At 58.5% G+C, this 23,570-nt stretch carries 20 protein-coding genes and 3 pseudogenes; 11 read left to right on the top strand and 12 right to left on the bottom strand.

Annotated elements, in window-relative coordinates; genetic code table 11:
• Positions 1–47: 47 nt before the first annotated feature.
• Positions 48–1,682 carry a methyl-accepting chemotaxis protein gene (locus AC3IUA_RS16380; protein WP_489355379.1) on the bottom strand — a complete coding sequence of 545 codons (1,635 nt, stop codon included), beginning with the start codon at positions 1,680–1,682 and terminating at the stop codon, positions 48–50.
• Between the two features lie 291 nt (positions 1,683–1,973).
• Here AC3IUA_RS16380 and AC3IUA_RS16375 point away from each other — a divergent pair, with 291 nt between their 5' ends.
• A complete protein-coding gene (locus AC3IUA_RS16375; RefSeq protein WP_489355377.1) occupies positions 1,974–2,804 on the top strand; it encodes an undecaprenyl-diphosphate phosphatase in 831 nt (276 codons plus the stop codon).
• The gene (locus tag AC3IUA_RS16370; protein WP_489362374.1) at positions 2,804–3,229 is read left to right on the top strand and encodes a DUF1294 domain-containing protein; all 426 of its coding nucleotides are present in this window, start codon (positions 2,804–2,806) and stop codon (positions 3,227–3,229) included. Before AC3IUA_RS16375 ends, AC3IUA_RS16370 begins: the two co-directional genes overlap by 1 nt.
• Here AC3IUA_RS16370 and AC3IUA_RS16365 read toward each other — a convergent pair.
• Together AC3IUA_RS16365 and AC3IUA_RS16360 are read right to left on the bottom strand one after the other, a co-directional pair.
• A complete protein-coding gene (locus AC3IUA_RS16365) occupies positions 3,226–3,585 on the bottom strand; it encodes an MmcQ/YjbR family DNA-binding protein (RefSeq protein WP_489355375.1) in 360 nt (119 codons plus the stop codon). The two genes, AC3IUA_RS16370 and AC3IUA_RS16365, sit on opposite strands and share 4 nt — an antisense overlap.
• Complete coding sequence (locus AC3IUA_RS16360; RefSeq protein WP_489362373.1) at positions 3,582–4,490, bottom strand: LysR substrate-binding domain-containing protein; 909 nt, start codon at positions 4,488–4,490, stop codon at positions 3,582–3,584. The genes AC3IUA_RS16365 and AC3IUA_RS16360 overlap by 4 nt, the downstream gene beginning before the upstream one ends.
• 129 nt (positions 4,491–4,619) lie before the next feature.
• Between AC3IUA_RS16360 and AC3IUA_RS16355 the strand changes: the two genes are divergently transcribed.
• Together AC3IUA_RS16355 and AC3IUA_RS16350 are read left to right on the top strand one after the other, a co-directional pair.
• Positions 4,620–5,231 carry an FMN-dependent NADH-azoreductase gene (locus AC3IUA_RS16355; RefSeq protein ID WP_489355373.1) on the top strand — a complete coding sequence of 204 codons (612 nt, stop codon included), beginning with the start codon at positions 4,620–4,622 and terminating at the stop codon, positions 5,229–5,231.
• Positions 5,232–5,252: 21 nt separating this feature from the next.
• Positions 5,253–5,624, top strand: a pseudogene (locus AC3IUA_RS16350) (dienelactone hydrolase); the annotation flags it as partial.
• A gap of 52 nt (positions 5,625–5,676) precedes the next feature.
• Here the strand turns inward: AC3IUA_RS16350 and AC3IUA_RS16345 are convergent.
• Both AC3IUA_RS16345 and AC3IUA_RS16340 read right to left on the bottom strand, forming a co-directional pair.
• Positions 5,677–6,861 carry an MFS transporter gene (locus AC3IUA_RS16345; protein ID WP_489355371.1) on the bottom strand — a complete coding sequence of 395 codons (1,185 nt, stop codon included), beginning with the start codon at positions 6,859–6,861 and terminating at the stop codon, positions 5,677–5,679.
• A gap of 323 nt (positions 6,862–7,184) precedes the next feature.
• Positions 7,185–8,774, bottom strand: a complete 1,590-nt coding sequence (locus tag AC3IUA_RS16340) for an ABC-F family ATPase (RefSeq protein WP_489355369.1) — start codon at positions 8,772–8,774, stop codon at positions 7,185–7,187.
• Between the two features lie 266 nt (positions 8,775–9,040).
• Here AC3IUA_RS16340 and AC3IUA_RS16335 point away from each other — a divergent pair, with 266 nt between their 5' ends.
• Both AC3IUA_RS16335 and AC3IUA_RS16330 read left to right on the top strand, forming a co-directional pair.
• A complete protein-coding gene (locus tag AC3IUA_RS16335; protein WP_489355367.1) occupies positions 9,041–9,430 on the top strand; it encodes a hypothetical protein in 390 nt (129 codons plus the stop codon).
• A 222-nt stretch (positions 9,431–9,652) separates the two neighbouring features.
• A complete protein-coding gene (locus AC3IUA_RS16330; protein ID WP_489355365.1) occupies positions 9,653–11,578 on the top strand; it encodes a hybrid sensor histidine kinase/response regulator in 1,926 nt (641 codons plus the stop codon).
• A gap of 42 nt (positions 11,579–11,620) precedes the next feature.
• Here AC3IUA_RS16330 and gloA read toward each other — a convergent pair whose 3' ends face one another.
• A complete protein-coding gene (gene gloA / locus AC3IUA_RS16325; RefSeq protein WP_489355363.1) occupies positions 11,621–12,142 on the bottom strand; it encodes a lactoylglutathione lyase in 522 nt (173 codons plus the stop codon).
• A 197-nt stretch (positions 12,143–12,339) separates the two neighbouring features.
• Here gloA and AC3IUA_RS16320 point away from each other — a divergent pair, with 197 nt between their 5' ends.
• Positions 12,340–12,876, top strand: a complete 537-nt coding sequence (locus tag AC3IUA_RS16320) for a DUF4946 domain-containing protein (protein ID WP_489355362.1) — start codon at positions 12,340–12,342, stop codon at positions 12,874–12,876.
• 181 nt (positions 12,877–13,057) lie between these two features.
• Here the strand turns inward: AC3IUA_RS16320 and AC3IUA_RS16315 are convergent, their stop codons facing one another.
• The 3 genes and pseudogenes from AC3IUA_RS16315 to AC3IUA_RS16305 form a co-directional block, all read right to left on the bottom strand.
• Entirely contained in the window at positions 13,058–13,417 is a 360-nt protein-coding gene (locus AC3IUA_RS16315) for a histone-like nucleoid-structuring protein, MvaT/MvaU family (RefSeq protein ID WP_489355360.1), read from the bottom strand.
• A gap of 246 nt (positions 13,418–13,663) precedes the next feature.
• Positions 13,664–15,205, bottom strand: a complete 1,542-nt coding sequence (locus AC3IUA_RS16310) for an EAL domain-containing protein (RefSeq protein WP_489355358.1) — start codon at positions 15,203–15,205, stop codon at positions 13,664–13,666.
• 179 nt (positions 15,206–15,384) lie between these two features.
• A pseudogene (locus AC3IUA_RS16305) lies at positions 15,385–15,969 on the bottom strand (LysR family transcriptional regulator substrate-binding protein); the annotation flags it as partial.
• A gap of 68 nt (positions 15,970–16,037) precedes the next feature.
• Here AC3IUA_RS16305 and AC3IUA_RS16300 point away from each other — a divergent pair.
• A pseudogene (locus AC3IUA_RS16300) lies at positions 16,038–16,679 on the top strand (DMT family transporter); the annotation flags it as partial.
• Positions 16,680–16,939: 260 nt separating this feature from the next.
• Entirely contained in the window at positions 16,940–18,016 is a 1,077-nt protein-coding gene (hppD, locus tag AC3IUA_RS16295) for a 4-hydroxyphenylpyruvate dioxygenase (RefSeq protein WP_489355356.1), read from the top strand.
• A 180-nt stretch (positions 18,017–18,196) separates the two neighbouring features.
• Here hppD and rarD read toward each other — a convergent pair whose 3' ends face one another.
• Positions 18,197–19,078, bottom strand: coding sequence for an EamA family transporter RarD (rarD, locus tag AC3IUA_RS16290; RefSeq protein ID WP_489355354.1), 882 nt, complete (start codon positions 19,076–19,078; stop codon positions 18,197–18,199).
• Between the two features lie 140 nt (positions 19,079–19,218).
• Here rarD and AC3IUA_RS16285 point away from each other — a divergent pair, with 140 nt between their 5' ends.
• Positions 19,219–19,695 (top strand): Lrp/AsnC family transcriptional regulator, encoded by a 477-nt coding sequence (locus AC3IUA_RS16285; RefSeq protein ID WP_489355352.1) that lies wholly within the window; start codon positions 19,219–19,221, stop codon positions 19,693–19,695.
• Between the two features lie 49 nt (positions 19,696–19,744).
• On the opposite strand, the gene AC3IUA_RS16280 is transcribed toward AC3IUA_RS16285, so the two are convergent.
• Together AC3IUA_RS16280 and AC3IUA_RS16275 are read right to left on the bottom strand one after the other, a co-directional pair.
• Entirely contained in the window at positions 19,745–20,758 is a 1,014-nt protein-coding gene (locus tag AC3IUA_RS16280; protein WP_489355350.1) for an aldo/keto reductase, read from the bottom strand.
• A 179-nt stretch (positions 20,759–20,937) separates the two neighbouring features.
• Positions 20,938–22,248: an MFS transporter gene (locus AC3IUA_RS16275; RefSeq protein ID WP_489355348.1), complete on the bottom strand. Its 1,311-nt coding sequence runs from the start codon at positions 22,246–22,248 to the stop codon at positions 20,938–20,940.
• Between the two features lie 170 nt (positions 22,249–22,418).
• Between AC3IUA_RS16275 and AC3IUA_RS16270 the strand changes: the two genes are divergently transcribed.
• Positions 22,419–23,540 (top strand): sugar diacid recognition domain-containing protein, encoded by a 1,122-nt coding sequence (locus tag AC3IUA_RS16270; protein WP_489355346.1) that lies wholly within the window; start codon positions 22,419–22,421, stop codon positions 23,538–23,540.
• Positions 23,541–23,570 lie beyond the last annotated feature (30 nt).

Genomic DNA, 23,570 nt, shown 5'->3' with positions numbered 1-23,570 from the left:
TGTTAACTGACTTGCATTGGGGCAAACTCGCTCTTTGTTCAGCCGGATTACACCCGGAACTGTTTGAGCAAGCGGTTCAACTGCTCACTCAGTTGTTTCAGATGCAGGCTGGCGACGCTGGACTGCTCGGCGGCCAGGGCAGTGCTCTGGGAAAGCCCCGCAGCCTGGGTGACATTCTGGTTGATGTCTTCGACCACATGCGCCTGTTGCAGCGTTGCACTGGCGATCGAGGCATTCAGCCCGTTGAGATTACGCAACGCCTGGCCGATGGCACTCAGGCTGGCCCCTGCCAGGCCGGCCTGTTCGATGGTCAGTTGCGAGGCGCGACTGCTGTCGCTGATGACTTTGACCGCGGCCTCGGAATGGGACTGCAGGCGCTCGATCATCGACTGGATCTCGGCCGTGGATTTCTGCGTGCGCTGGGCCAGCAGCCGGACTTCATCGGCGACCACCGCAAACCCGCGACCTTGTTCACCGGCGCGGGCGGCTTCAATCGCGGCATTGAGCGCCAGCAGGTTGGTTTGCTCGGCGATCGAGCGGATCACCTCCAGGACGCTGCCGATCTGGGTGCTTTCGGTCGCCAGCGTGCGGATCACCTCGACAGCTTGATCAATGGTGCTCGACAGCTGATCGATCTGTTGCAGGCTGCCATCGATATTCACTTGGCCCTGGCGAGCCTGGGCTTCGGCGTCGCGCATTTCACTGGCCGCATGCTCGGCGTTTTTCGCTACATCCTGCACCCCGTAGGTCACTTCGTTGATGGCCGTGGCCACCAGTTCCATTTGTTGGGATTGTTGCTGGCTGCGCTCCTGAGCCTGGGCCGCGTTGCTGCCCAGATCGGCCGAAGACTGGCCCAAGGCGCTGGCGGAGATCTGCAACTGGCAGATGACCTCGCGCAACTTGGCAGTGAAGCTATTGAAATGGTGGGCCAATTGGGTGACTTCGTCCTGCCCGTGGGTATCGAGACTGCGGGTCAGGTCGCTTTCGCCGCTGGCGATATTGGCCATGGCCTGCACTGCCTCTTGCAAAGGTCGTACGATACTGCGGGCGATCAACGTCACCAGCAACGCCATGATTAGCGCAATTGCCAGCCCGACGACAGAGGCTTCCCACACTTGACCGTAGAACTCGGCCTGCATGTCATCGATGTACACGCCGGAACCGATGACCCAGCCCCAGGGTTCGAACAGTTTTACGTAGGAGGTTTTTTGCACCGGGGCAGTGGCACCCGGTTTTGCCCAGCGGTAGTCGACCATCCCGGCGCCCTTGGACCTGGCGATGGCCACCATCTCGTTGAATAGCGCAAAACCGTCGGGATCCTTGATGGTGGAGAGGTCCTGACCATCAAGTTTCGGGTTGGTCGGGTGCATGATCATCACGGGCTTCAGATCGTTGATCCAGAAGTACTCTTTCTGGTCATAACGCAGGCCGCGGACCACACTCAATGCCTGTTTCTGGGCGGCGTCACGGCTCAAGGTGCCAGCGGTTTCGAGGCCGTGGTAATACTCCAGCACCCCATTGGCGGTCTGCACCACATGCTGGGTTTTCTCGGCCTTGGCCAGGTAGAGGTCATCGTGAATCTGCTTGAGCATCAACAGGCCCAAGGTCATCAGCATCAGCACAGCCACTATCAGGATGAGCCACAGCCGACGGCTGATCGATACACTGCGCAAGCTATTCATAACCGGTTACTCCAGATTCTTTTTCTTGTATTAAATATCTGCCAGCATCGAAACACGTTTTGTTCTGTGAGCCCATCCGACCCAAGCCTGTTAACGCGACAGCGTTAATCGAGGATGTCTGATAGGATTTCGGCCGCGCGCGGAAAAACCTGAGCCCGGCTTGATTTTTCACGGGTTTTTTACGGTTTTTGGTTAATCCTGAGCGCGCTGAAACTCGACTACGCTATCGCGGTCAAGGCGATGGAAAATATTAACGAGGCATGCCTGGAGGCATCGCTTCATGGGGGATTGATGGATCTTTGGACTGCCGTTCAGGCATTTGTTTTAGGGGTTGTAGAGGGACTGACCGAGTTTCTGCCGATTTCCAGTACCGGACACCAGATCATCGTCGCGGACTTGCTGAATTTTGGTGGCGAGCGGGCCATGGCGTTCAACATCATTATCCAGCTCGGGGCGATTCTGGCGGTGGTCTGGGAGTTTCGCCGGAAAATCTTCGATGTGGTCGTCGGCCTGCCGACACAGCCCAATGCCCAGCGCTTCACTGTCAATCTGCTGATCGCGTTTCTGCCAGCCGTGGTGTTGGGGGTGATTTTCGCCGACCTGATTCATGAGTACCTGTTCAACCCGATTACCGTCGCGAGCGCGCTGGTGGTGGGTGGGATAATCATGCTCTGGGCCGAGCGTCGCAAACACGAAGTGCATGCCCACAGCGTTGACGAAATGACCTGGAAAGATGCACTGAAAGTCGGTTGTGCCCAATGTCTGGCGATGATCCCCGGTACTTCGCGTTCCGGTTCGACCATCATTGGCGGCTTGCTGTTCGGTCTTTCGCGTAAAACCGCCACGGAGTTTTCGTTTTTCCTGGCAATGCCGACCATGGTCGGTGCGGCGGTGTACTCCGGCTATAAATACCGCGATCTGTTCAAGCCGGATGACTTTCCGGTCTTCGCCATTGGTTTTGTCACCGCGTTCATCTTCGCGATGCTTTCGGTCAGGGGGCTGCTGCGGTTCATCGCCAGTCACAGCTACGCGGTATTTGCCTGGTACCGGATTGCCTTCGGCCTGCTGATCCTGGCGACCTGGCAGTTCGGCTGGGTCGACTGGGCGGCGGCCAAACTGTGATCGAGCCTCGGCCACGCGGCAACTCCGGGCAACAGCCCGGGGCTGCCATTGCGCACCCGCGATTCAAGGGCCTGGTTTTTCTGGCGCTGTGCGCCGTGCCGGGTTTCGGCTCGGCCATGTTGTGGCTGCGGGGGATTTCCAGTATTCCCTTGGCCGCCTACGGGATCGTCAGCCTGCTGGCGTTCTTCCTGTACTGGCATGACAAGCGCAAGGCCCGCGCCGACAGTTGGCGCACGCCGGAAAACATTTTGCATGCCGTGGAGCTGGTCGGCGGCTGGCCGGGCGCGTTGTTGGCCCAGCAACTGTTTCGCCACAAAACCCGCAAGCTGTCCTATCAACTGGTGTTCTGGGTGATCGTGCTGTTGCACCAGGTATTCTGGATCGATCAGCTGTTCCTCGGCGCCACGCTGTTTTCCTTGTTCTAGAGCAGCAACCCGACCTGCACGCGCTTGGGCAACTTGCTGACCACCAATTGGTGGGAACGTTGCAGCAAGCCTTGTAGCTCTTCGGTAGCCAGCGGGTAGGGCGGTTCCATGATGATCCACTGCGCCCTGGCCAGGTAGGGCGCGGGGCGAATGCCCGGGCGGTCGACATGGCCGAGAAACAGTTCCTTGTCGACCTTGAATGCCAGCGACGCGCCGCGCAGGTTCTGCAGGGCGAACATCTTGTTCCCGGCTATCGAGAACACTCGTACACCGCCCCATTTATAGTCTTCCCTGGCGCCGGGCAGCGCCAGGCAGAAATTCGCCACGTCCTCTTCCGTCATGCGCCTGGCTTTCATAGCAGTCGATCTCCGCAGCTTTTGAACGATTCACTCAAATGATCAATCCAGGCGCGCACCGCCGGCAGCACCCCGCGTCGATGAGGGTAGACCGCTTGCAGCCAGCCGCCCGGCAGCGACCACTGGGGCAATAGCTGGACCAGTTGGCCGTTTTCCAGTTCCTCCTCGCAATACAGCATCGGCAGGATAGTAAAACCCAGACCGGCCAGGGCGCAGGTTTTGCGCACATTGAAGTCATCAATCCCCAGGCGCGCTTCAAGGGCCAGGTCAGAGACTGTTCCGTGTTCATCGAGCATGCGCAAATGCACCATGCGATCAGCCTCCAGGGCCCCCAGCACCGGGACATTTTTCAAATCCTCGGGGCTGCTGATTTCACGTTCGCGCAGGAACGCCGGGCTGGCCAGCATCACCGTCTGGGCCTGACGCAGGCGCCGGGTGACCAGCAGCGGGTCTTCATCACCGCGTTCGCGCACTCTCAAGGCGACGTCGACTCCTTCGGTCACCAGGTCGACTCGTCGATTGAGCAGCAGCACTTCAAGTTGCACTTGGGGGAATTTCTCCAGAAAGGAGCTGATGACCGACGCCAGCAACCCATGGGCCAGACCCACCGGGCAAGATACGCGCAGTCGCCCACGGGGCTCACTGGACATGCTGGCGACTGCTTCATCGGCCATTTCCGCCTCCAGCAACATCGCCTGGCAGTGCCGCAGATAACGTTCACCGACCGCGGTCAGCTTCAATTGCCGGGTGGTTCGCTGCAGCAGGCGCGCGTCAAGCCGCTCTTCGAGCTCGGCGATTCGTCGCGACAGACGCGACTTTGGAATGCCCAACAGGCGCCCGGCGGCCGCGAAACCACCGGCTTCGACGACCTTGGCGAAATAGTAGAGATCATTGAGGTCTTGCATGGTCAACACTCGATTGTTCCATCAGTGAGACGAACTATCGCATTTATGCCATCTAATCATCCATTGCTTTCATCTGTAGGATTGTCCTCACTTGATCGCCCAGTGGCGATCCTCACTTGGAGATCCCACATGAAACTTCTGCATATCGATTCGAGCATCCTGGGCGACAACTCGGCTTCCCGTCAGCTCAGCCGCAGTGTCGTTCAAGCCTGGGAAGCCGCAGAGCCACAAGCTGTGGTGACTTACCGCGACCTGGCAAGCGATGCCATCAGCCATTTTTCCGCCAACACCCTGGTTGCCGCCGGCACCACCGCTGAACTGCGCGATGCCGCGCAGCAGCACGAAGCCGAACTGAGCGCGCAGGCCTTGGCCGAATTCCTTGCCGCGGACGCCGTGGTCATCGCCGCGCCGATGTACAACTTCACCATCCCGACTCAATTGAAAGCCTGGATCGACCGCATCGCCGTCGCCGGCCAGACCTTCCGTTACACCGAAGCCGGCCCTGAAGGCCTGTGCGGTAACAAGAAAGTCGTGGTGGTTTCGACTTCCGGCGGTCTGCATGTCGGCCAGGCCACGGGTGTTGGCCACGAAGAGTACTTGAAGGTCATGCTCGGCTTCATGGGCATCACTGACATCGAGTTCGTCCGTGCCCATGGCCTGGCCTACGGTGACGAAGTGCGCGTCAAAGCCATGAGCGATGCCCTGGTGCAGATCAGCGAGCAGTTGTTCGCTGCCGCGTAAGGCTTGTGTAAAGGCGTGATGGTTGCCGATCCGCGGGTTCTTGCGTTGTTGTTGATGGCGCCGCTGAGCCTGAAGTTCGGCCGCCATACCCTGGCCGATGTGCATGTGCCGGTGCTGCTGTAAAGCGGCGACGGCGACAAACTGGTGGCCTTCGACAAAAACGCCGCTGCCCTGACGCGCAAGCTGCCGACTGCTCCGGATTTCAAGTTGTTGGCCGGGGCCGGGCACTTTGTGTTCATGGCGCCCTGTACCGAGGAACAACTGACGGCGATGCCGGCGCTGTGCACCGACGCCAACGGCGTCGACCGCAAAGACATTCACCGCACAATGATTTCTGAAGCCGGCCGGTTCTTTTCCCATGCCCTGGGCAAACCAGGCAGGGCAGGGATTTAGACTCCGCCGACGGATACACCGAATATATCGATCGAACGCCGATCGGGGCCCCCTACATGGCCCGGCGCTTCAGCAACAAAGTCAGCCCCAAACCTGTCACCGACAACAACGCCGCGCAAAAGAAGATCCACGAATACCCCAGGTTCAACGCCACGGCGCCCATCAATGGCCCGGCAATCGCCAGCGCCAGATCGAAAAACACCGCGTATGCGCTCAGCCCCGCGCCGCGACTGGTGCTCGGTACCTGCTTGATCGCTTCGACGCCAAGGGCCGGGTAGACCAGCGACAAACCAAGCCCGGTCATCCCGGCGCCGATCAAGGCATAGCCTGTCGAGGGTGCAAGCCAGAGCAACACCAGGCCGACGGTTTCGATGCACATACAGGCGATCGCCGCCGCGAAACCACCAAAACGGTTGATGCTGGAGATAAACAGCAGGCGCGCCAGGATGAAGCACACCCCGAACACCGTCAGACAGTACGCCGCACCGACCCAGCCGCGGCTGATATAGAACAGGGTAATAAAGGTAGTCAAGGTGCCGTAGCCGATCGATGCCAGGCTCAGGCTGGCCCCATAGGGGGCAATGCGCCCGAATACCGCCCGGAAGGGTAGCCGCTCGCCGAGAATCACCGGGACCGAGGGCTTGTTGCGGATCATTAGCAACGCTGCCAGCGCCAATAGCGAGAGGACGATGCCCAGGCTGGCAAACCCCCACTCGGCAACCATCACCACCCCCAGCGGCGCGCCGATGGCGATCGCCCCATAGGAGGCGATGCCGTTCCAGGAGATCGAGCGGGCGGTATGCTCTGCGCCGACCTGGCCCATGCACCAGCTGATGGTGCCCACCCCGATCAGGCCTTGGGCGACGCCCAGCAATAAGCGCCCACCGATCAGAATCAGCAGACTCAGCAGCGGCTGGCTTTGCAGCAGCGTCGAAATCAGTGTCAGCGCGCCACTCAGGGCAATCCCCAACAGTCCGTAAACGATCGCACGCTTGGTGCCGAGGCTGTCTGACAGGCGCCCCGCCAGCGGACGGCTGAGCAGGGTCGCCAGGTATTGCACGCCGATGGTCAGCCCGGCCACTACCGCACTGAAACCCAGTTGTTCATGGACATAGCCAGGCAGCACGGCGATCGGCAGGCCGATGCAGATAAAGGCAACAAAGGTATAAAACACGATAGAGACGATCTGCAGGGTGATCGCCATGGAGCTGAGGGCAGGTGGCTGTTGCGCAGACATGAAGGCTCGTTCGCGGGCGGGCGGTTGGAGAACTCCATCATGGCGTGGGTGTGAAATAAAAGGAAGCAGGCTAACGATCAAAAGATCGCAGCCTGCGGCAGCTATGCCGGTTGTACGCAACCCCCCCGTAGGAGCTGCCGTAGGCTGCGATCCTTTGATCTTGCTTCTGGGCAATCTTCAGAATCGCCAAAAGATCGCAGCCTGCGGCAGCTCCTACGTCGACCGGCTGCGATCTTTTTGAGGCGCCGCCCTTTTCGGGAGAAACAAAAAAGCCCCGTCACACGGACGGAGCTTTGATTGAAGCGGCAAGCGTTGGTGCTAAATCAGAACACCACACCCTGGCTACGCAGGTAGTCGTCGTAGGTGCCGCTGAAGTCGACCACACCGCTCGGGCTCAGCTCGATGATGCGGGTCGCCAGGGAGGATACAAACTCACGGTCGTGGCTGACGAAGATCAGCGTACCCGGATAGTTTTCCAGCGCCAGGTTCAGCGCCTCGATGGATTCCATGTCCAGGTGGTTGGTCGGTTCATCCATGATCAGCACGTTCGGCTTTTGCAGGATCAGCTTGCCGAACAGCATGCGGCCTTGCTCACCACCGGAGATGACCTTGACCGACTTGAGGATCTCGTCGTTGGAGAACAGCATGCGGCCCAGGGTGCCGCGAACCACTTGTTCGCCTTCCTTGGTCCAGCGGCCCATCCAGTCGAACAGGCTGGATTCGTCTTCGAAGTCCGATGCGTGATCCTGGGCGTAATAGCCCAGCTCAGCGGCTTCGGTCCATTTCACGGTACCGGCATCCGGGCTCAATTCATTGACCAGGGTGCGCAGCAGGGTGGTCTTGCCAATACCGTTCGGGCCGATGATCGCCACGCGCTCGCCGGCTTCAACGGTGAAGCTGAAGTCCTTAAACAGCGTCTTGCCGTCAAAGCCTTTGGCCATGCGCTCGACGATGACTGCCTGGCGATGGAGCTTCTTGGTCTGGTCGAAGCGGATGAACGGGCTGACCCGGCTCGATGGCTTGACTTCGGCCAGCTGGATCTTGTCGATCTGCTTGGCACGGGAAGTGGCCTGCTTGGCTTTCGAGGCGTTGGCCGAGAAGCGGCTGACGAACGACTGCAGCTCGGAGATCTGTGCCTTTTTCTTGGCGTTGTCCGACAGCAGTTGCTCGCGGGACTGAGTGGCCACGGTCATGTATTCGTCATAGTTGCCGGGGAACAGACGCAGTTCGCCGTAGTCCAGGTCAGCCATGTGGGTGCAGACACTGTTCAGGAAGTGTCTATCGTGGGAGATGATGATCATCAGGCTGTTGCGCTGGGTCAGAATGTTTTCCAGCCAGCGGATGGTGTTGATGTCCAGGTGGTTGGTCGGTTCGTCGAGCAACAGCACTTCAGGATCCGAGAACAACGCCTGAGCCAGCAACACCCGCAGTTTCCAGCCTGGCGACACTTCGCTCATCGGGCCGTTGTGCTGTTCGATGCCGATACCCAGGCCCAACAGCAACTCACCGGCGCGGGATTCGGCGGTGTAGCCGTCCATCTCGGCGAAATCGGTTTCCAGCTCGGCGACCGCCATGCCGTCTTCTTCGGTCATTTCCGGCAGCGAGTAGATGCGGTCGCGCTCGGCCTTGACCTTCCACAGCTCTTCATGACCCATGATCACGGTATCGATCACGGTGAACTCTTCGTAGGCGAACTGGTCCTGGCGCAGTTTACCCAGGCGCACGTTCGGCTCCAGCATGACCTGGCCACCGGAAGACTCCAGGTCGCCACCGAGGATCTTCATGAAAGTCGACTTGCCGCAACCGTTGGCGCCGATCAGGCCATAACGGTTACCTGCCGCAAATTTGACCGAAACGTTCTCGAATAACGGCTTGGCGCCGAACTGCATCGTGATGTTAGCTGTGGAGATCAATTACCTTACCTATCAGTGGTTTAGAGCTGGCCGATGTCTGCTGAAACCGATATTACACCCATCTGAAGTCTTTCCAGTCCGGTTCAGTCGTCGCTTGATTTGAGCCAGCAGGCATACGTCGACAGCAAGCTCTGGACGCTGTGGCCAGGTTGCTGAGCAATAAATGCGGGGTTCATGTTGGAATTTGGGGCGTATTGTCGCATATGTAGGAGGGTAGTGGGATGGTGCTAGATTGAAAGAGGGTACAAACCCCTGGGGAGATTCAGATGATCACTGGCGCTGTGGATGCGACTAAGTACGTTGATTGCTATTCAGCTATCGAAAGCCCGCAAGTACGGGAGGCGTTTTGTATGCTGATTGGCGCAATTTCCACGATGAACGGGCATAACTGTGCACCCATGCCAGAGGCTGGGTTGAATAGAACCATTGGAATTTTTTCGGTGGCCGATGACAACTGCCCCTTCAGCTTCGCCGCCTATCATGACTGGCTGCTGTTTCACTTCCGGCTGCCCGCTTTCAAGGCCGGGCACTGTTCGCTTAAAACGCTCTCGGCGCAATTGGGTGAGGTCAATGACAAGATTGATGGCGAATGGACCATCAAGCTAAGGTCGGTCGATGATGTTCGTCGCTTGCTTCGGCTGATCAATATCGCCTAGCCACCCGTCCGTCGGGACTTGCAGCCGAGGCTATCCGAACTGCAACCGCGAAGAACTCTACGAGCGTTATGAGCAGCAGCCCGCGCAGCTGCCGCTGTTGCTACACGCTGACGGCGATCAAACGCCTGGCCTGAGGCGTGGTCAAAGGAAGATGTCCGCCTGACGTCAATGGGTGGCTTTGGACTAATCTCCCTCTCATCACTCAGGTATTCGGATCACGTGATGAAGCAGACAAAGCGATTGAATACGTCACTGACAGACGAAGGACGATATCGCCTGTTGATTGACGCAGTGACCGATTACGCCATCTACATGCTTGATCCCGATGGTTTCGTCAGCAGCTGGAACTCCGGTGCCCGGCGTTTCAAGGGCTATGAAGAGGCCGAGATTCTCGGGCAACATTTTTCCCGTTTTTATACCGAAGAAGACCGCGCGGCAGGATTGCCCGAGCGTGCACTACGGACTGCCGCCACCGCAGGCCGATTTGAGGGCGAAGGCTGGCGGGTGCGCAAGGATGGCGAGCGTTTCTGGTCGCATGTAATTATCGATCCGATTCGCGCGAGCAATGGCGAGTTGTTGGGCTTTGCCAAAGTCACCCGCGACCTGACCGAGCGCAAACTTGCCGAACAATCGCTCAAGCAGAGCGAAGAGCAATTTCGGATACTGGTTCAGGGCGTTACCGACTACGCGCTGTACATGCTTGACCCCAGCGGCAGGATCAGCAACTGGAATCCGGGCGCACAACGAATAAAGGGCTATCTGCCGAGCGAGGTTATTGGCCAGCATTATTCGATGTTTTTCGGTGAAGAGGATCGTGAAAAGGGCGAGCCACAAAGGGCCCTGGACATCGCCCTGCGCGATGGGCGTTTCGAGAACCAGGGGTGGCGAGTCCGCAAGGATGGTTCGCGGTTCTGGGCCAATGTGGTGATCGACGTTATCCGTGACGAGCGTGGGGTCTTGCTTGGCTTCGCCAAAATCACTCGCGACATTACCGACACTCTTGCAGCTCAACGCGCCCTCGAAGAGGCTCGTGAAGCGGTGTTCCAGTCGCAGAAAATGGAGTCCATCGGCCGGCTTACAGGGGGGATCGCCCATGACTTCAACAATCTGCTGATGGTGGTGCTGGGCAGCCTGGAGATCGTCCGGCGGCGCAGCCGGGACGACCCTAAAATCATTGGGTTGCTGGACAATGCGATAATGGGTGCCCAGCGCGGGGTGGCGCTGACCCAACGCATGCTGGCTTTCGCCCGCCGTCAGGAGCTCAAGCAGGAAGTAATCGATATCGCTGCGCTATTAAGTGGCATGTCGGAGCTGCTCAAAGGCTCACTAGGTCCGACGATCACCGTCGAAACCCGCATTCCTCCACTTCTCAAACCGGTCAGGGCAGACGCTAATCAGCTCGAGCTGGCCCTGCTCAACCTGGCCGTGAACTCGCGCGATGCGATGCCTGACGGCGGCCTGATTGTTATCGGTGCACGAGAGGAACAGATCCTCTCGCAGACTGCGCCAGTCAAGCCGGGCCCCTACATTGCCCTGTCGCTGACTGACGACGGGGAAGGCATGGATGAAGGCATACTGACCCGGGCCACGGAACCGTTTTTCACCACCAAGGGCATCGGCAAGGGCACGGGACTGGGGCTGTCGATGGCCCAAGGCCTCGCTGAACAGTCGGGCGGACGGCTGGTTCTCAAGAGTAAGAAGGGCAGTGGAACCACGGTTGAGTTATGGCTGCCGATGGCGGATGTTTCCGAGCTTGCGGTTAAACCCAGGGAGCTCAAACCCGGCCGGCCATCCACCACGAATTTGTTCAGGGTGCTGGTGGTGGATGACGATCCGCTGGTGTTGCTCAGCGCGGTTGCGATGCTGGAGGATTTGGGGCATACGGTGTTGTACGCCGACTCCGGGGTGCGGGCGCTGGAGATAATTTCCGAAGACAACGCCATTGATCTGGTCATCACTGATCAGGCCATGCCGCATATGACGGGCATCCAGTTGGCTGAAACCATCAAGTCTCGCTGGCCGAAGTTGCCGGTACTGCTGGCAACCGGATACGCCGAACAGATGGAGATCGCCGTCAGCTGGCCAAGACTCAGCAAACCCTTCAGTCAGGACATGCTGTCGCGGGCCGTAATGGACGCGTTGGCCTAGGCGCGAAGGAACTGCCGCAGGCTGCGATCTTTTGATCTTGATTTACATCGCTGCCGGCTGAATGATCTCGACCCAGTACTGATCCGGGTCCTTGATGAAGGCCAGGCTCTTCATGCGACCGTCGTTCAGGCGTTTCTGGAAGTCACAGCCCAGTGCTTCAAAGCGCTCGCAGGCGGCACGAATATCCGGAACGGAGATGCAGATATGGCCAAAACCACGCGGGTCGGTATTGCCGTTGTGGTAGGCAAAATCCGCATCGTTCTCGGTACCGTGGTTGTGGGTCAGTTCGAGAATCCCGGGGATCGATTTCATCCACTCGGTACGCTCGGCCGCATCAGTCGGGATCTGTGCCTTGTCGACCAATGCGAGGAAGTACAGGCTGAACTGGGCTTCCGGGAAATCGCGTTTTTCCACCAGGGAAAAGCCCAGGATGCGCGTGTAGAAATCCAGCGACCGGGTGATGTCCTTGACCCGCAGCATCGTGTGGTTGAAGACGAATTTCCGGGTAGCGGTATCAGGCTGGGCGGTCACGCCCGGGAAAGTGTTCAGTTCGTGCAGGCTCATGGGCCCTCCAGAGAATAAGTGGGGATCGGCGCCCGGAATCACCAGCAGTATCCTGGCTTGCGGTTGACCAGGCCTCCTTGCAGTGGGGCAATGATACGCAAGCGATGCCGGCAGTGCCAAACCAAAACCAATGAACTATTGCCTGGTCAAGTCGCGGGGCTCAGACTTTATAGTTCGACTTTAGAGTATGCATTGCAATGATCCGATCCTGTAAATCCGTATTGTTCCTGCTGGGCCTGATGCTCAGTGTTGCCGGCGTTCAGGCAGCGGATCCAGTCATCGCATGGCCCGCCGGTTGGGAGGTCGAAACCTTGACGCAAAATGACGCAACGATAGCATCGCCCTCCACAGTATCCAGACAGCGAGCGGTGAAAAATGACCAGGGCGGGACACCGGTCCTGGTCATGGAGTTGACCATGACTCAAGTTGAACCCGGGCATCAGGTCAATTTGCAAGGGGTGTTGCTGGAAATGCGCAAGTCGCTGCAGAAGGATTTCGTTTTGGGCGGTTATCAAAGTGTCTGCAACAAGATCCACGCGGCCACACTGAGTCGACTGTCGGCGCTTGAAACCACCTGCACTGTCACGCAGAACGGCCGGCATGTACTGTCACAAACATTAGTCGCTGCAGTCGATGCCGATAGAGCTTATGTTCTTTCCTATGCAGGACAAGCTCAGGCTTACGCCGCAAGCCAGGATGAGATACTGGCAGTGAGAAACAATTTGAAACTTTAGTTGTTCGTTGAATAAGCGCGGTTTTTGCGTTCTGGATCTGGCTTAACTAGTCGATGGGTCTAGTGCCGGGGCAGTGGGGCTGCCGGGCACTTCTAACGGAAATGCCGGTCCTCGTTAGATCGATTGTCGGTTTGAAAGAAAAGGCCCCGCAGATGCGGGGCCTTTTCGCAGGCACAATTGCTTAAGCGCGCAACCAGGACTCGACGGTGGCGGCACCGTACTGTTCCTTCCAGGCTTTCAGGCCGCGGTGATTGCCGCCCTTGGTTTCAATCAGTTCCCCGGTGTGCGGGTTGTGATAGACCTTGACCACACGGGCCCGGCGGGTTTTCGGAGCGGCTGCCAGGTGGCTGGCCCGCGGGTTCGGATCGAGGATGGCGATGATGTCGCGCAGGCTCTTGCCATAGGATTTCATCAGGCCCTGGAGCTTTTCTTCAAATTCGATTTCTTTCTTGAGCCCGGCGTCATTCTTCAGCGATTCCAGCTGCGCGAGCTGTTCTTGAAGCGCTTTTTCAGCGGCACGGAATTCTGCGAGTCTGGACAATATCTTTACTCCAATAGTGTATTTGGCTGATACCAACTGCAACAAAGCTATAAGCCAAGAGCCTTAGGACGACTCGGTGATAATGGCCCACCTTCCAATTTTGCACAGGCAAGAAAAATTGTAGTAGTTAATGCGTCCAGAGTAAATCATGTCTTTTTCTTTAAGTGAGAAATTAACGACACCGATGCACTGTTCCCTCTGCTCAAGTGCAACATGGGCGGCGCTTGTACGCTAAACGCCGCATATTTAATGCTTACTTAATGCACGAAGGAACTCATCGGCCGGCATGGGCCGTGCAAATAGATAACCTTGAAGAAAGTCCACGCCTTGTGCCGCAAGGTAGTCGCGCTGTTCAGGGGTTTCGACGCCTTCTGCGACGATGCCCAGATCGAGCTTGCCCGACAGTTCGATGATGCTGTCGAGTATGTGTCGGGAGAGGGCGTCGACTCCGATCATCGCCACAAAGCTCTGGTCGATTTTCAGGTAGTCCACATTGAACTGTCGCAAGTAACCGAGGCTCGAGTGGCCGGTTCCAAAGTCATCGATGGCAATCAATACCCCCAATTCATGCAGCTGTTCGAAGAGCTGGCGGGTGATGTCCGTGGGCTCGATCAGTTCGCGTTCGGTCAACTCCAGGACCAGCGTGACTTTGCCGGGCGCGAATGCACCGAGAAACCCTCGGCAGTCTTCGACCAGCTCGAGATCCTGGCAATGGCGGGCAGTGATATTGATGCCGATATGGAAGCCATCGATGAACGACCGGGCATGGGGCGCAAGCACGGTAGCGGTTTGTCGCATCAACGAACGGGTCATGGGCACGATCAATCCGCAATGTTCGGCAAACGGGATAAACAGGTCGGGACGCACCAGGCCATCTTTTGGGTGATTCCAGCGCATCAACACTTCGATGCCTGCCCATTGCTGGTTATCGCCGCGCACCACGGGCTGAAACCATGGAACAAACTCGGCCGCCTCCAATGCCCGTTGTAACTCACGGCTGGGTGACGATGAGCGTTTCTGCAGCCAATGGCCGAGAGTCGCAGAACTCGCGCCGAAGAAAATCAGCAGGCTGAACAGCGCCGGGTACCTGTCCTTCATATAGCGCCAGACTTCGCCCTCGGGCATGCCGGCTTCCACGCTGTAACCGTAACGGGAGGAACTGTGATGGTTAGGCGCCACCGGAAAAACCGGCAGGCTGGAGGTGCGGACCTGACCATCGGCGGATAACCAGTTGGCTCCGACCTGCAGCACCAGGTCGGTGTAGCGACTGATCAATCGCAGGGCATTGGTCAGGTGGTAACCATCGATGGTCGCCAGCGCGCCCTGATTGCCCTGGCTCAGGCGATAGACCAGCAGCGCGGAGTTGGGCGTAACCGGGTTGCCGTTCATTAACCAGAGTTTGCCTTCGACATAATCTTCAGGGTCGAGCGCCGCGACATAGCGGCTGCCGAACAGCGAACTGCAGTAGTTGCTGTTGTTCCACACCAGGTTGGTAGAACGGACAAAAGGGCGGCGGGTCACTTGCTCACGCAGGGCCAATTGTTTGTCGTTATCACAGGTCTGCCCGGCCAACGGAAGAATCGCCTGTGCGGCCTCGGCGCTATTGTCGAGCATCAGATCGAACTGGCGTACGGCTTCTTTGGCGGTCTGCGCGGTAGCCTGCTGCAGTGTGCGTTCGGCTTGCAGGTAGAGAATGGCAAACCCGAGCGCTATGGGCAGTGCTCCAATCAACAGGGTTATTGCATGGCGAGTGCTGCGTTTGCGAGGACCGTTAACAGTCAAGGGCATTGGCGAATCCTTTCGCGCGGTCAAAATTAAGGGCTCTCAAATGCGGGCGGGGTGATGACTTTCCTGCCAAAAAGAGTTCATGTGCCGACCCGAAGATCGAAAGATCGCAGCCTGCGGCAGCTCCTACGCCAACCGCGTTCATCCGCGAATGATAGAGGTTGCTGGTGGTTTGCGCCTGGTCATGGGTAATCGAGACTCATGGCCAGCTTTATGAAAGCGAGAGTGGCCGGCGATGCCTGCCGTTGATCCAGTACCGCCAGACCGATCTGGCGCTTGACCTGAGGCAACAGGGTTTTTTTCACATAACGACCATCTGTGGCGCCTGGAAGCGATAACTCGGCCACCACCGTCAACCCGTCGCCGCGGCTGACAGTCTCCAGGGTGCTGAGCAATTGTGAGCATCGATAACGGATGTCAGGTGTCAATCCGGCAGCGTTGAACATTCTGGAAACCCATTCCGAAGAGCCTGCCTGGGTGAGAATGAACGGGTAGTTGCACAGTTCGCCCAACGTCAGGCTCTGCCTGGCGGCCAATCCATGGCCTGCAGGCACCAGCGCGACCATCTGGTCTTCGACCAGCGCAAAAGTGTCGAAGCGCTCTTCGGGCAATACCACAAAACCGATATCGATCCGCCGCTCATCGAGCCACTGAATGACCTGGCGATCCGGGCCTTCGTCGATGTGCACTTCAATCCCTGGATGGGCCGCACGGTAGCGTTGCAGGATTATCGGCACGTAGTGGATGTTCCCAAAAGATCGCAGCCTTCGGCAGCTCCTACGCCGAGCACATATGCCCCGGAATCCGGCGTGTACACCTCCCCTGTAGATACCGTCTTAACCCTCACCGGGCTTCGCTGATCGTGGCATTGAACCCGGCAGCCATCGCCCTGGCATCCTGGCTTCTATTCAAGGAGCGCTTGAGTCGGACGAAACTGTTCGGCATCGGGATTTGCCTGGCCGGGGCGGGGCTGGTGATCGTCAGTCGAGATCAGCAACTGTTCAACGGCGCGGCGCACGCCTGGTTCGGTGACCTGCTGATTTTTGGCTGTGTGCTGGGCTGGGGCGTTTATTCACTGTATTCCAGGGACCTGAACCACTCACTGGGGCCGCTGCAAACCGTGACCTATTCGATCCTCGTTGGCACAGTGATGCTCTGGGTGGCCAGCGCAGTGCGTGGCGAAATGAAGGTCGAGGCGTTGGCCGCGCTCGATGACGGGCAGTTTTTCAGTCTGCTGTACCTGGGCGTACTGGGGTCGGCGCTGGCCTATATCTGGTACTACGACGGCATCCGCAAAATCGGCGCAACCCGTTCCGGGGTATTCATCGCGCTCAACCCGCTGACCGCGGTCATCCTCGGTGCCCTGTTGCTGGGGGAGCAAATGACACTGCCTATGTATCTGGGCGGCGGATTGATCCTGGGTGGCATCTACCTGTGCAACAAACCCCTTGCGCGGACGTCAAAAAAGGGGATTTGATAGAGAATGAGGACAAAGGCTTTTACGCTGTGTAGAATCGGTTTACGCATATAAGAATAAGTCTTCTGGTAACAGAGGCCTCGCCCGTACGAGAATGGGTCGACATGAAGCTACTAGGGTTCCAACTGATTTTCGGTGATTTCCTCGCCCGCAGCGTGCGGGGGATTTCCTGCGCGCCGCCCGCGGCCTTCAGCATTGATAGCAACTAACGTTCCGTTAATTTCAGCTGTTAATTCTAAAAGCATGATGAGGCGCCAACCATGGCAGATTTATACGAAAACCCAATGGGCCTGATGGGCTTTGAATTCATCGAATTCGCATCGCCTACGCCGAACACCCTCGAACCGATCTTCGAGATCATGGGTTTCACCAAAGTCGCGACCCACCGGTCCAAGGCCGTGCACCTGTATCGTCAGGGCAATATCAACCTGATCCTCAACAACGAACCCCACAGCGTCGCCTCGTACTTTGCCGCCGAGCATGGCCCGTCGGTTTGCGGCATGGCGTTCCGGGTCAAGAACGCCCAGCAGGCGTTTGCCCGTGCCCTGGAACTTGGCGCCCAGCCGATTCACATCGAGACCGGTCCGATGGAGCTGAACCTGCCGGCGATCAAAGGTATCGGCGGTGCCCCGCTGTACCTGATCGACCGTTTTGGCGAAGGCAGTTCGATCTACGACATCGACTTCGTGTTCATTGAAGGCGTTGACCGCCACCCGGAAGGGGCAGGCCTGAAGATCATCGACCACCTGACCCACAACGTGTATCGCGGTCGTATGGCGTATTGGGCGAATTTCTACGAGAAGCTGTTCAACTTCCGCGAAATCCGTTACTTCGACATCAAGGGCGAGTATACCGGCCTGACCTCCAAGGCCATGACCGCACCGGATGGCCTGATCAAGATCCCGCTGAACGAAGAGTCGTCCAAGGGTGCCGGGCAGATCGAAGAGTTCCTGATGCAATTCAATGGCGAGGGCATCCAGCACGTTGCTTTCCTGACCGACGACCTGCTCAAGACCTGGGATCACCTGAAGAAGATCGGCATGCGCTTCATGACCGCGCCGCCGGAAACCTACTACGAGATGCTCGAAGGCCGTTTGCCAAACCACGGCGAACCGGTCGAAGAGCTGAAATCGCGGGGGATTCTGCTGGACGGTTCGTCCGAGTCGGGTGACAAGCGCCTGTTGCTGCAAATCTTCTCGGAAACCCTGATGGGCCCGGTATTCTTCGAGTTCATCCAGCGTAAAGGCGACGATGGTTTCGGCGAAGGCAACTTCAAGGCGCTGTTCGAATCCATCGAACGTGACCAGGTTCGCCGTGGTGTGCTTGCCACCGAGTAATTCGCGTCAGTGAAAAAAGCCCGGTCAGCGGCAATGCTGACCGGGCTTTTTTTCGCGCCGAATACACCCGTGATACGCGGAAGTACACAAATCCGCCGACCTCATACACCCTCTATTTCGCGGGGTATGCGCAGACCCCTCATGGGGCTAGCGCAGGTTCTGGCCGCCTTCGGATGATCCTCAGGGGCGGCGCTGCCGGACCATATACTTGAACCCTTCGAAGGCCAGCACCACCACCGCCAGCCAGATCGGGATGTAGGTCAGCCATTCCCCCGGGCCGATGCTTTCTCCCAGCAGCAAAGCGACGCCGAGCAACAGTACTGGCTCGACATAACTCAGCAGCCCGAACAGGCTGAAGGCCAATAGACGGCTGGCGATGATGTAGCTCACCAGCGCCGAGGCACTGATCAGCCCGAGCAGCGGGATCAACAGGTACAGCCAGCGGTGCTGCTCGACCACGGCGAAACCTTGCTCGCCACTTTGCACGAACCACAACGCTATCGGCAGCAGCAACGTCATGTCCAGCCACAGGCCACCCAGGTTATCCGTGGCCAAGCGCCGACGCAGCACGAAATAGATCGGGTACCCGATGGTCACCAGCAAGGTTGCCCAGGAAAAGCTGCCCGCCTGATACAGCTCGTTGATCACCCCGAGCGAGGCGAAGAACACCGCAATCTTCTTCAGGTACGAAAGACGCTCGCCATAGACCATTCGACCGGTCAGCACCATGGTCAGCGGCAGCAAGAAATAACCCAGGGAAACATCCAGGCTATACCCGTTCAGCGGAGCCCACATGAACAGCCAGAGTTGTGCCCCGACCAGTGCCGAAGAGACCAGCAGCCCCAGGCCCAGGGCAGGTTGGCCGACCAGGCGTTTGACCAGTGCGACCACGTGTTTCCATTCCCCCGAGGCGAACATGAAGACGGTGATGCACGGCACGGTCAACAGCATCCGCCAGCCAAAAATCTCGACCCCGCTCAGAGGTGAAAGCAGTGAAGTGTAGAAATACATGACGGCGAACAGCACCGATGACAGAACCGATAGAGCAATACCTTTTGACACACTGTCCTCACGAGACCTGAGCGTTTAAGCGTTTTTGAAAGAGGGATGATTTACCGTGAGAATATATTGCTTTTGTCGTGAGACGTTTACTCTGAATCCTGGCCTATTATGGGAAAATTTCTCACGTCCAGGCCTGATTCATGTCCTTGAGCAAACCTGCCGATCTCGACGCTTTCGATCTGGCGATCCTGCAACTGTTGCAGCGCGATAATTCCATGGCGCTGCGAGTGATCGGTGAGCAGGTCAGTCTGTCCACCGCAGCGGTGCAGCGGCGTATCAAACGCATGCAGCAAAACCGGGTGATTACTGCCAATACCGCGGTGATAGACCCCGAATCCGTGGGTAAACCCATCACCATTCTGGTCGAGGTTCACGCCGAACGAACCCACATCGAAGACCTCGATGTGTTGAAGGAGCAGATGTCTACGCCCCAGGTCCAGCAGTGCTACTACGTCACTGGCGACGCTGATTTCATGCTGGTGGTTGTGGTGGAGACGATGAAGGCATACGAAACCCTGGCCCGCGAACTGTTCTACGAGAATCGCAACATCAAGTGGTTTCGCAGCATCGTGGTGATGGATCGGGTCAAGGTCAGCCTGGATGTACCACTGGGCTGATCCTTGAGCACCCTCGACGGCAGCTCGCTCGGGCTGCCGTCGAGTGATTCTAGAGCGAGCGCGGCAGCCGTCCGGAAACGAAGTGGCTGACATCGTTGAAGCCCGGGGTAGAGGAGTGTCCGGGGGTGACCAGCGAGTCGACAAAGGCTTCGTCTTCGGCAGTGATCTTCACTGCCAGTGCCTTGGTATAGGCGTCCCATTGTTCTTCGGTACGCGGCCCGACGATGGCCGAACTGACCGCCGAGTTGTTCAGCACCCAGGCGATGGCAAATTCGACGATGCCGACTCCGCGGCCCTGAGTGTATTGCTGGATCTGCTGGGCGATGCGCAGGGACTCGACCCGCCATTCAGTTTCCAGGATGCGTTTGTCCTGGCGCCCGGCGCGGCTATTGACGTCCGGCTTGACATCCGGCGCGTATTTGCCGCTCAGCACCCCGCGGGCCAACGGGCTGTAAGGCACCACACCGAGACCGTAGGCGTGGGCGGCGGTGATCTGCTCGGTTTCGGCCTGGCGATTGACGATGTTGTACAGCGGCTGGCTGATCACCGGCCGCTCGACGCCGAGTTGTTCCGCCACGCGAATCACTTCGGCAATCCGCCAGCCGCGATAGTTGGACAGCCCCCAGTAGCGGATCTTGCCCTGGCGCAGCAAGTCGCCAATGGCTGACACGGTAACTTCCAGCGGCGTGGCGTGATCCTCGCGGTGCAGGTAGTAGATGTCCAGGTAATCGGTCCCCAGCCGGGTCAGGCTGGCGTCGATGGCATTGAAGATATGCTTGCGGCTCAAACCGCTGCGATTCGGTACCCCGTCCACCGGGCCGAAACCGACCTTGGAGGCGACGACCCACTCCTGGCGCCGGCTGGCAATCGCTTCGCCGACAATCTCCTCGGAACGCCCACCGGTGTAGACGTCCGCGGTGTCGATAAAATTGATGCCCTGGTCCCAGGCCTTGTCGATGATCCGCAGGGAATCCTCGGTGCTGGTCTGTTCGCCGAACATCATGCTGCCCAAGGTCAGGGCGGAGACTTGCAGACCGGATTGGCCAAGGGGGCGATAGCTCATGTTCGAAATCCTCTTTCGGCGTTGAGTGCGGGCAGATACAAAAAACGAGGTTCTTTATTACACCGTTCCGCGTTCCCTCTCAATGCTGCCGGCTTGCGATTCGCGTAACCCGTGGGAAAAGATCGCAGCCGGTGTAGGAGCTGCCGCAGGCTGCGATCTTTTGATCTTTTGATCTTCGGTTACACGCGCAACGTACGCGTCATGCGCAGCGCCAACAGGCTGCCCGCGACAATCACGCCGGCCAGCAGGTACAACGCGGCATCGGTCGAGCCGGTGCTGTCCTTGACCCAGCCGACCAGGTACGGGCTGAGGAAGCCGGCCATCTGGCCCATCGAGTTGATCAGCGCCAGGCCGCCAGCCGCCGCGCCAGCGCTGAGCATTGCCGTAGGCACCGGCCAGAACATTGGCAGACCGGTGAGGGCGCCCATGGTGGCGATGGTCAGGCCGAGGATGGCGATGGCCGGGTAGGCGGCGAAATTGACCGCTATCAGCAGACCGACTGCGCCCATCAGCATCGGTACCACCAAGTGCCAGCGACGCTCTTTGCGCAGGTCGGCGGAGCGGCCGACCATCAACATGAACAGTGCGGCCAGCAGATAGGGAATCGCACTGATCCAGCCGATCACCAGGTTGTCGCTGAAGCCCAGGTTCTTGATGATCGACGGCAGCCAGAAGTTGATCGCGTAGACGCCACTCTGGATGCAGAAATAAATCAGCCCGAACGCCCAGATCGCCGGGTTCTTGAACACCGCCAACAGCGAATCGGTCGCGGTTTTTGGCTTGTTGGCCAGGTCTTCTGCATGATCAGTTTCAAGCACCGAGCGCTCGTAAGGGGTCAGCCACTTGGCGTTGGCATAACTGTCGCTGAGCAGGAAAAACGCCAGCGCGCCGAGAATCACCGTCGGGATGCCTTGCAGCAGGAACATCCACTGCCAGCCGGCCAGACCGCCCTGGCCCGCAGCGAAATGGGTGAGAATCCAGCCGGAGAACGGACCGCCAAGCAGGCCTGAAACCGGGATCGCCGACATGAACAACGCCATGATGCGGCCACGGCGGAAGGTCGGGAACCACTGCGAAAGGTACAGCACCACACCCGGGAAGAACCCGGCTTCAGCCGCACCGGTAAACAGGCGCAAGGTGTAGAACTCGGTCGGGGTGGTGACGAACAGCAAGCAGGTCGAGAGGATGCCCCAGGTGATCATCATCAGCGCGATCCAGCGCCGCGGGCCGAACCGGGTCAACGCCAGGTTGCTCGGTACGCCACACAGCACGTAACCGATAAAAAAGATCCCGGCCCCGAGGCCATACACGGTTTCGCTGAACTTCAGGGCATCGAGCATCTGCAGCTTGGCAAATCCAACGTTGACCCGGTCGAGGTAGTTGAACAGGTAGCAGATGAAAATGAAGGGGATCAGGCGCAGGGTAATACGCTTGTAGACGGCGTTTTTATCGTCAGCTGTGGCCAGGGTGGCGGCGGCGCTCTGTGACATGACGGCTCTCTCTTTATTATGATTTTTTGCGATGCGAGGGTAACGTTGATCGCACCCAGAGTCTCGGCCACCCCAGGGTTCCTGTCTTTGTGCCTGCGCACAGGGTTTGGATGCCCGGCCTGTGCCGCTGAACAACCCCACAAGCAACTGCCTTCAAGGATCTCGCCGCTATGTTCGAACTGGATCATGACCTGGCGCAGGACATCGTCGACCGCGCGATGGCCATCCTGCCCTACAACGTTAATGTCATGGACAGCCAGGGCCTGATCCTCGGCAGTGGCGAGCCGGAGCGGGTCAACACCCGTCATGAAGGTGCACAGCTGGTTCTCGCCAATGGTCGCGTGGTGGAAATCGATGCGCAGACCGCCAAACACCTCAAAGGCGTGCAGCCAGGGATCAATCTGCCGCTGTTCCTCGACCAGCGACTGATCGGGGTATTGGGCATCACCGGTGAGCCGGAGCAACTGCGAACCTACGCCGAGCTGGTGCGCATGACTGCCGAAATGCTGGTGGGCCAGCGTAACCAGCAGGACGAACAGCAATGGCGGCGCCAGCGTTGCGATGATCTGCTGGCCCTGTTGCTCAGCGAGGCCGGTGATTCGCCGCGTTTGATTGACGAAGCTCAGCAATTGGGACTCAAGCCTCAGTTGCCGCGCATTCCTTATTTATTCGAACTGGGGCTGGAGCATGGCCCGGGGCAGACGGTTGAAGCCTTGAGTGCCTGGTTGATTTCGCGTTATCCGGACAGCTGGTGCATGAGTTCGGCGAGGTCGTCATTGCTGTGGTGCCGTCCGACGACCCCGTCGATTGAAAATGAACGACTGCTGGAAAAACTCGATGGTCAGGGCTGGAGTATTCTGCGGATTGCCGTGGGCGGTCAGGCGGAAGGTCTGCAGGGGTTGCGGCGCTGTTACCGACGAGTCGCCGATTTGCTGGCCTACGGACGGGATGTCTTGCCCCAGAACCGTTTGCTGACCCTGAACCGTTATCGCCTGCCGGTGATGCTCTGGCGTCATCGCAACGATGATGCCCTCGATGAACTGCTCAACCCGTTGCGCAAGGTCATCGCCAAAGACAACAACGGGCAGTTGCTCGCGACCCTGCGCAGCTGGTGTGAACACGACGGCCAGAGCCAGGCCTGTGCCGAGGCCTTGGGGATACACCGCAACAGCCTGCGCTACCGGATGGAGCGCATAGCCGAACTGAGCGGGGTCGATCCGTTGCGGCTCGATGGCATGTTGGCGCTGTACCTGGGTGTGCAGCTGTTGCCGCAGACCGACGCTCATCCGTAGGAGCTGCCGCAGGCTGCGATCTTTTGATCT

It is taken from the genome of Pseudomonas sp. KH_050, from assembly GCF_057838875.1.
Note: the sequence above shows the minus strand (reverse complement) of the source record. Positions and strands in the feature narration are given on the sequence as shown.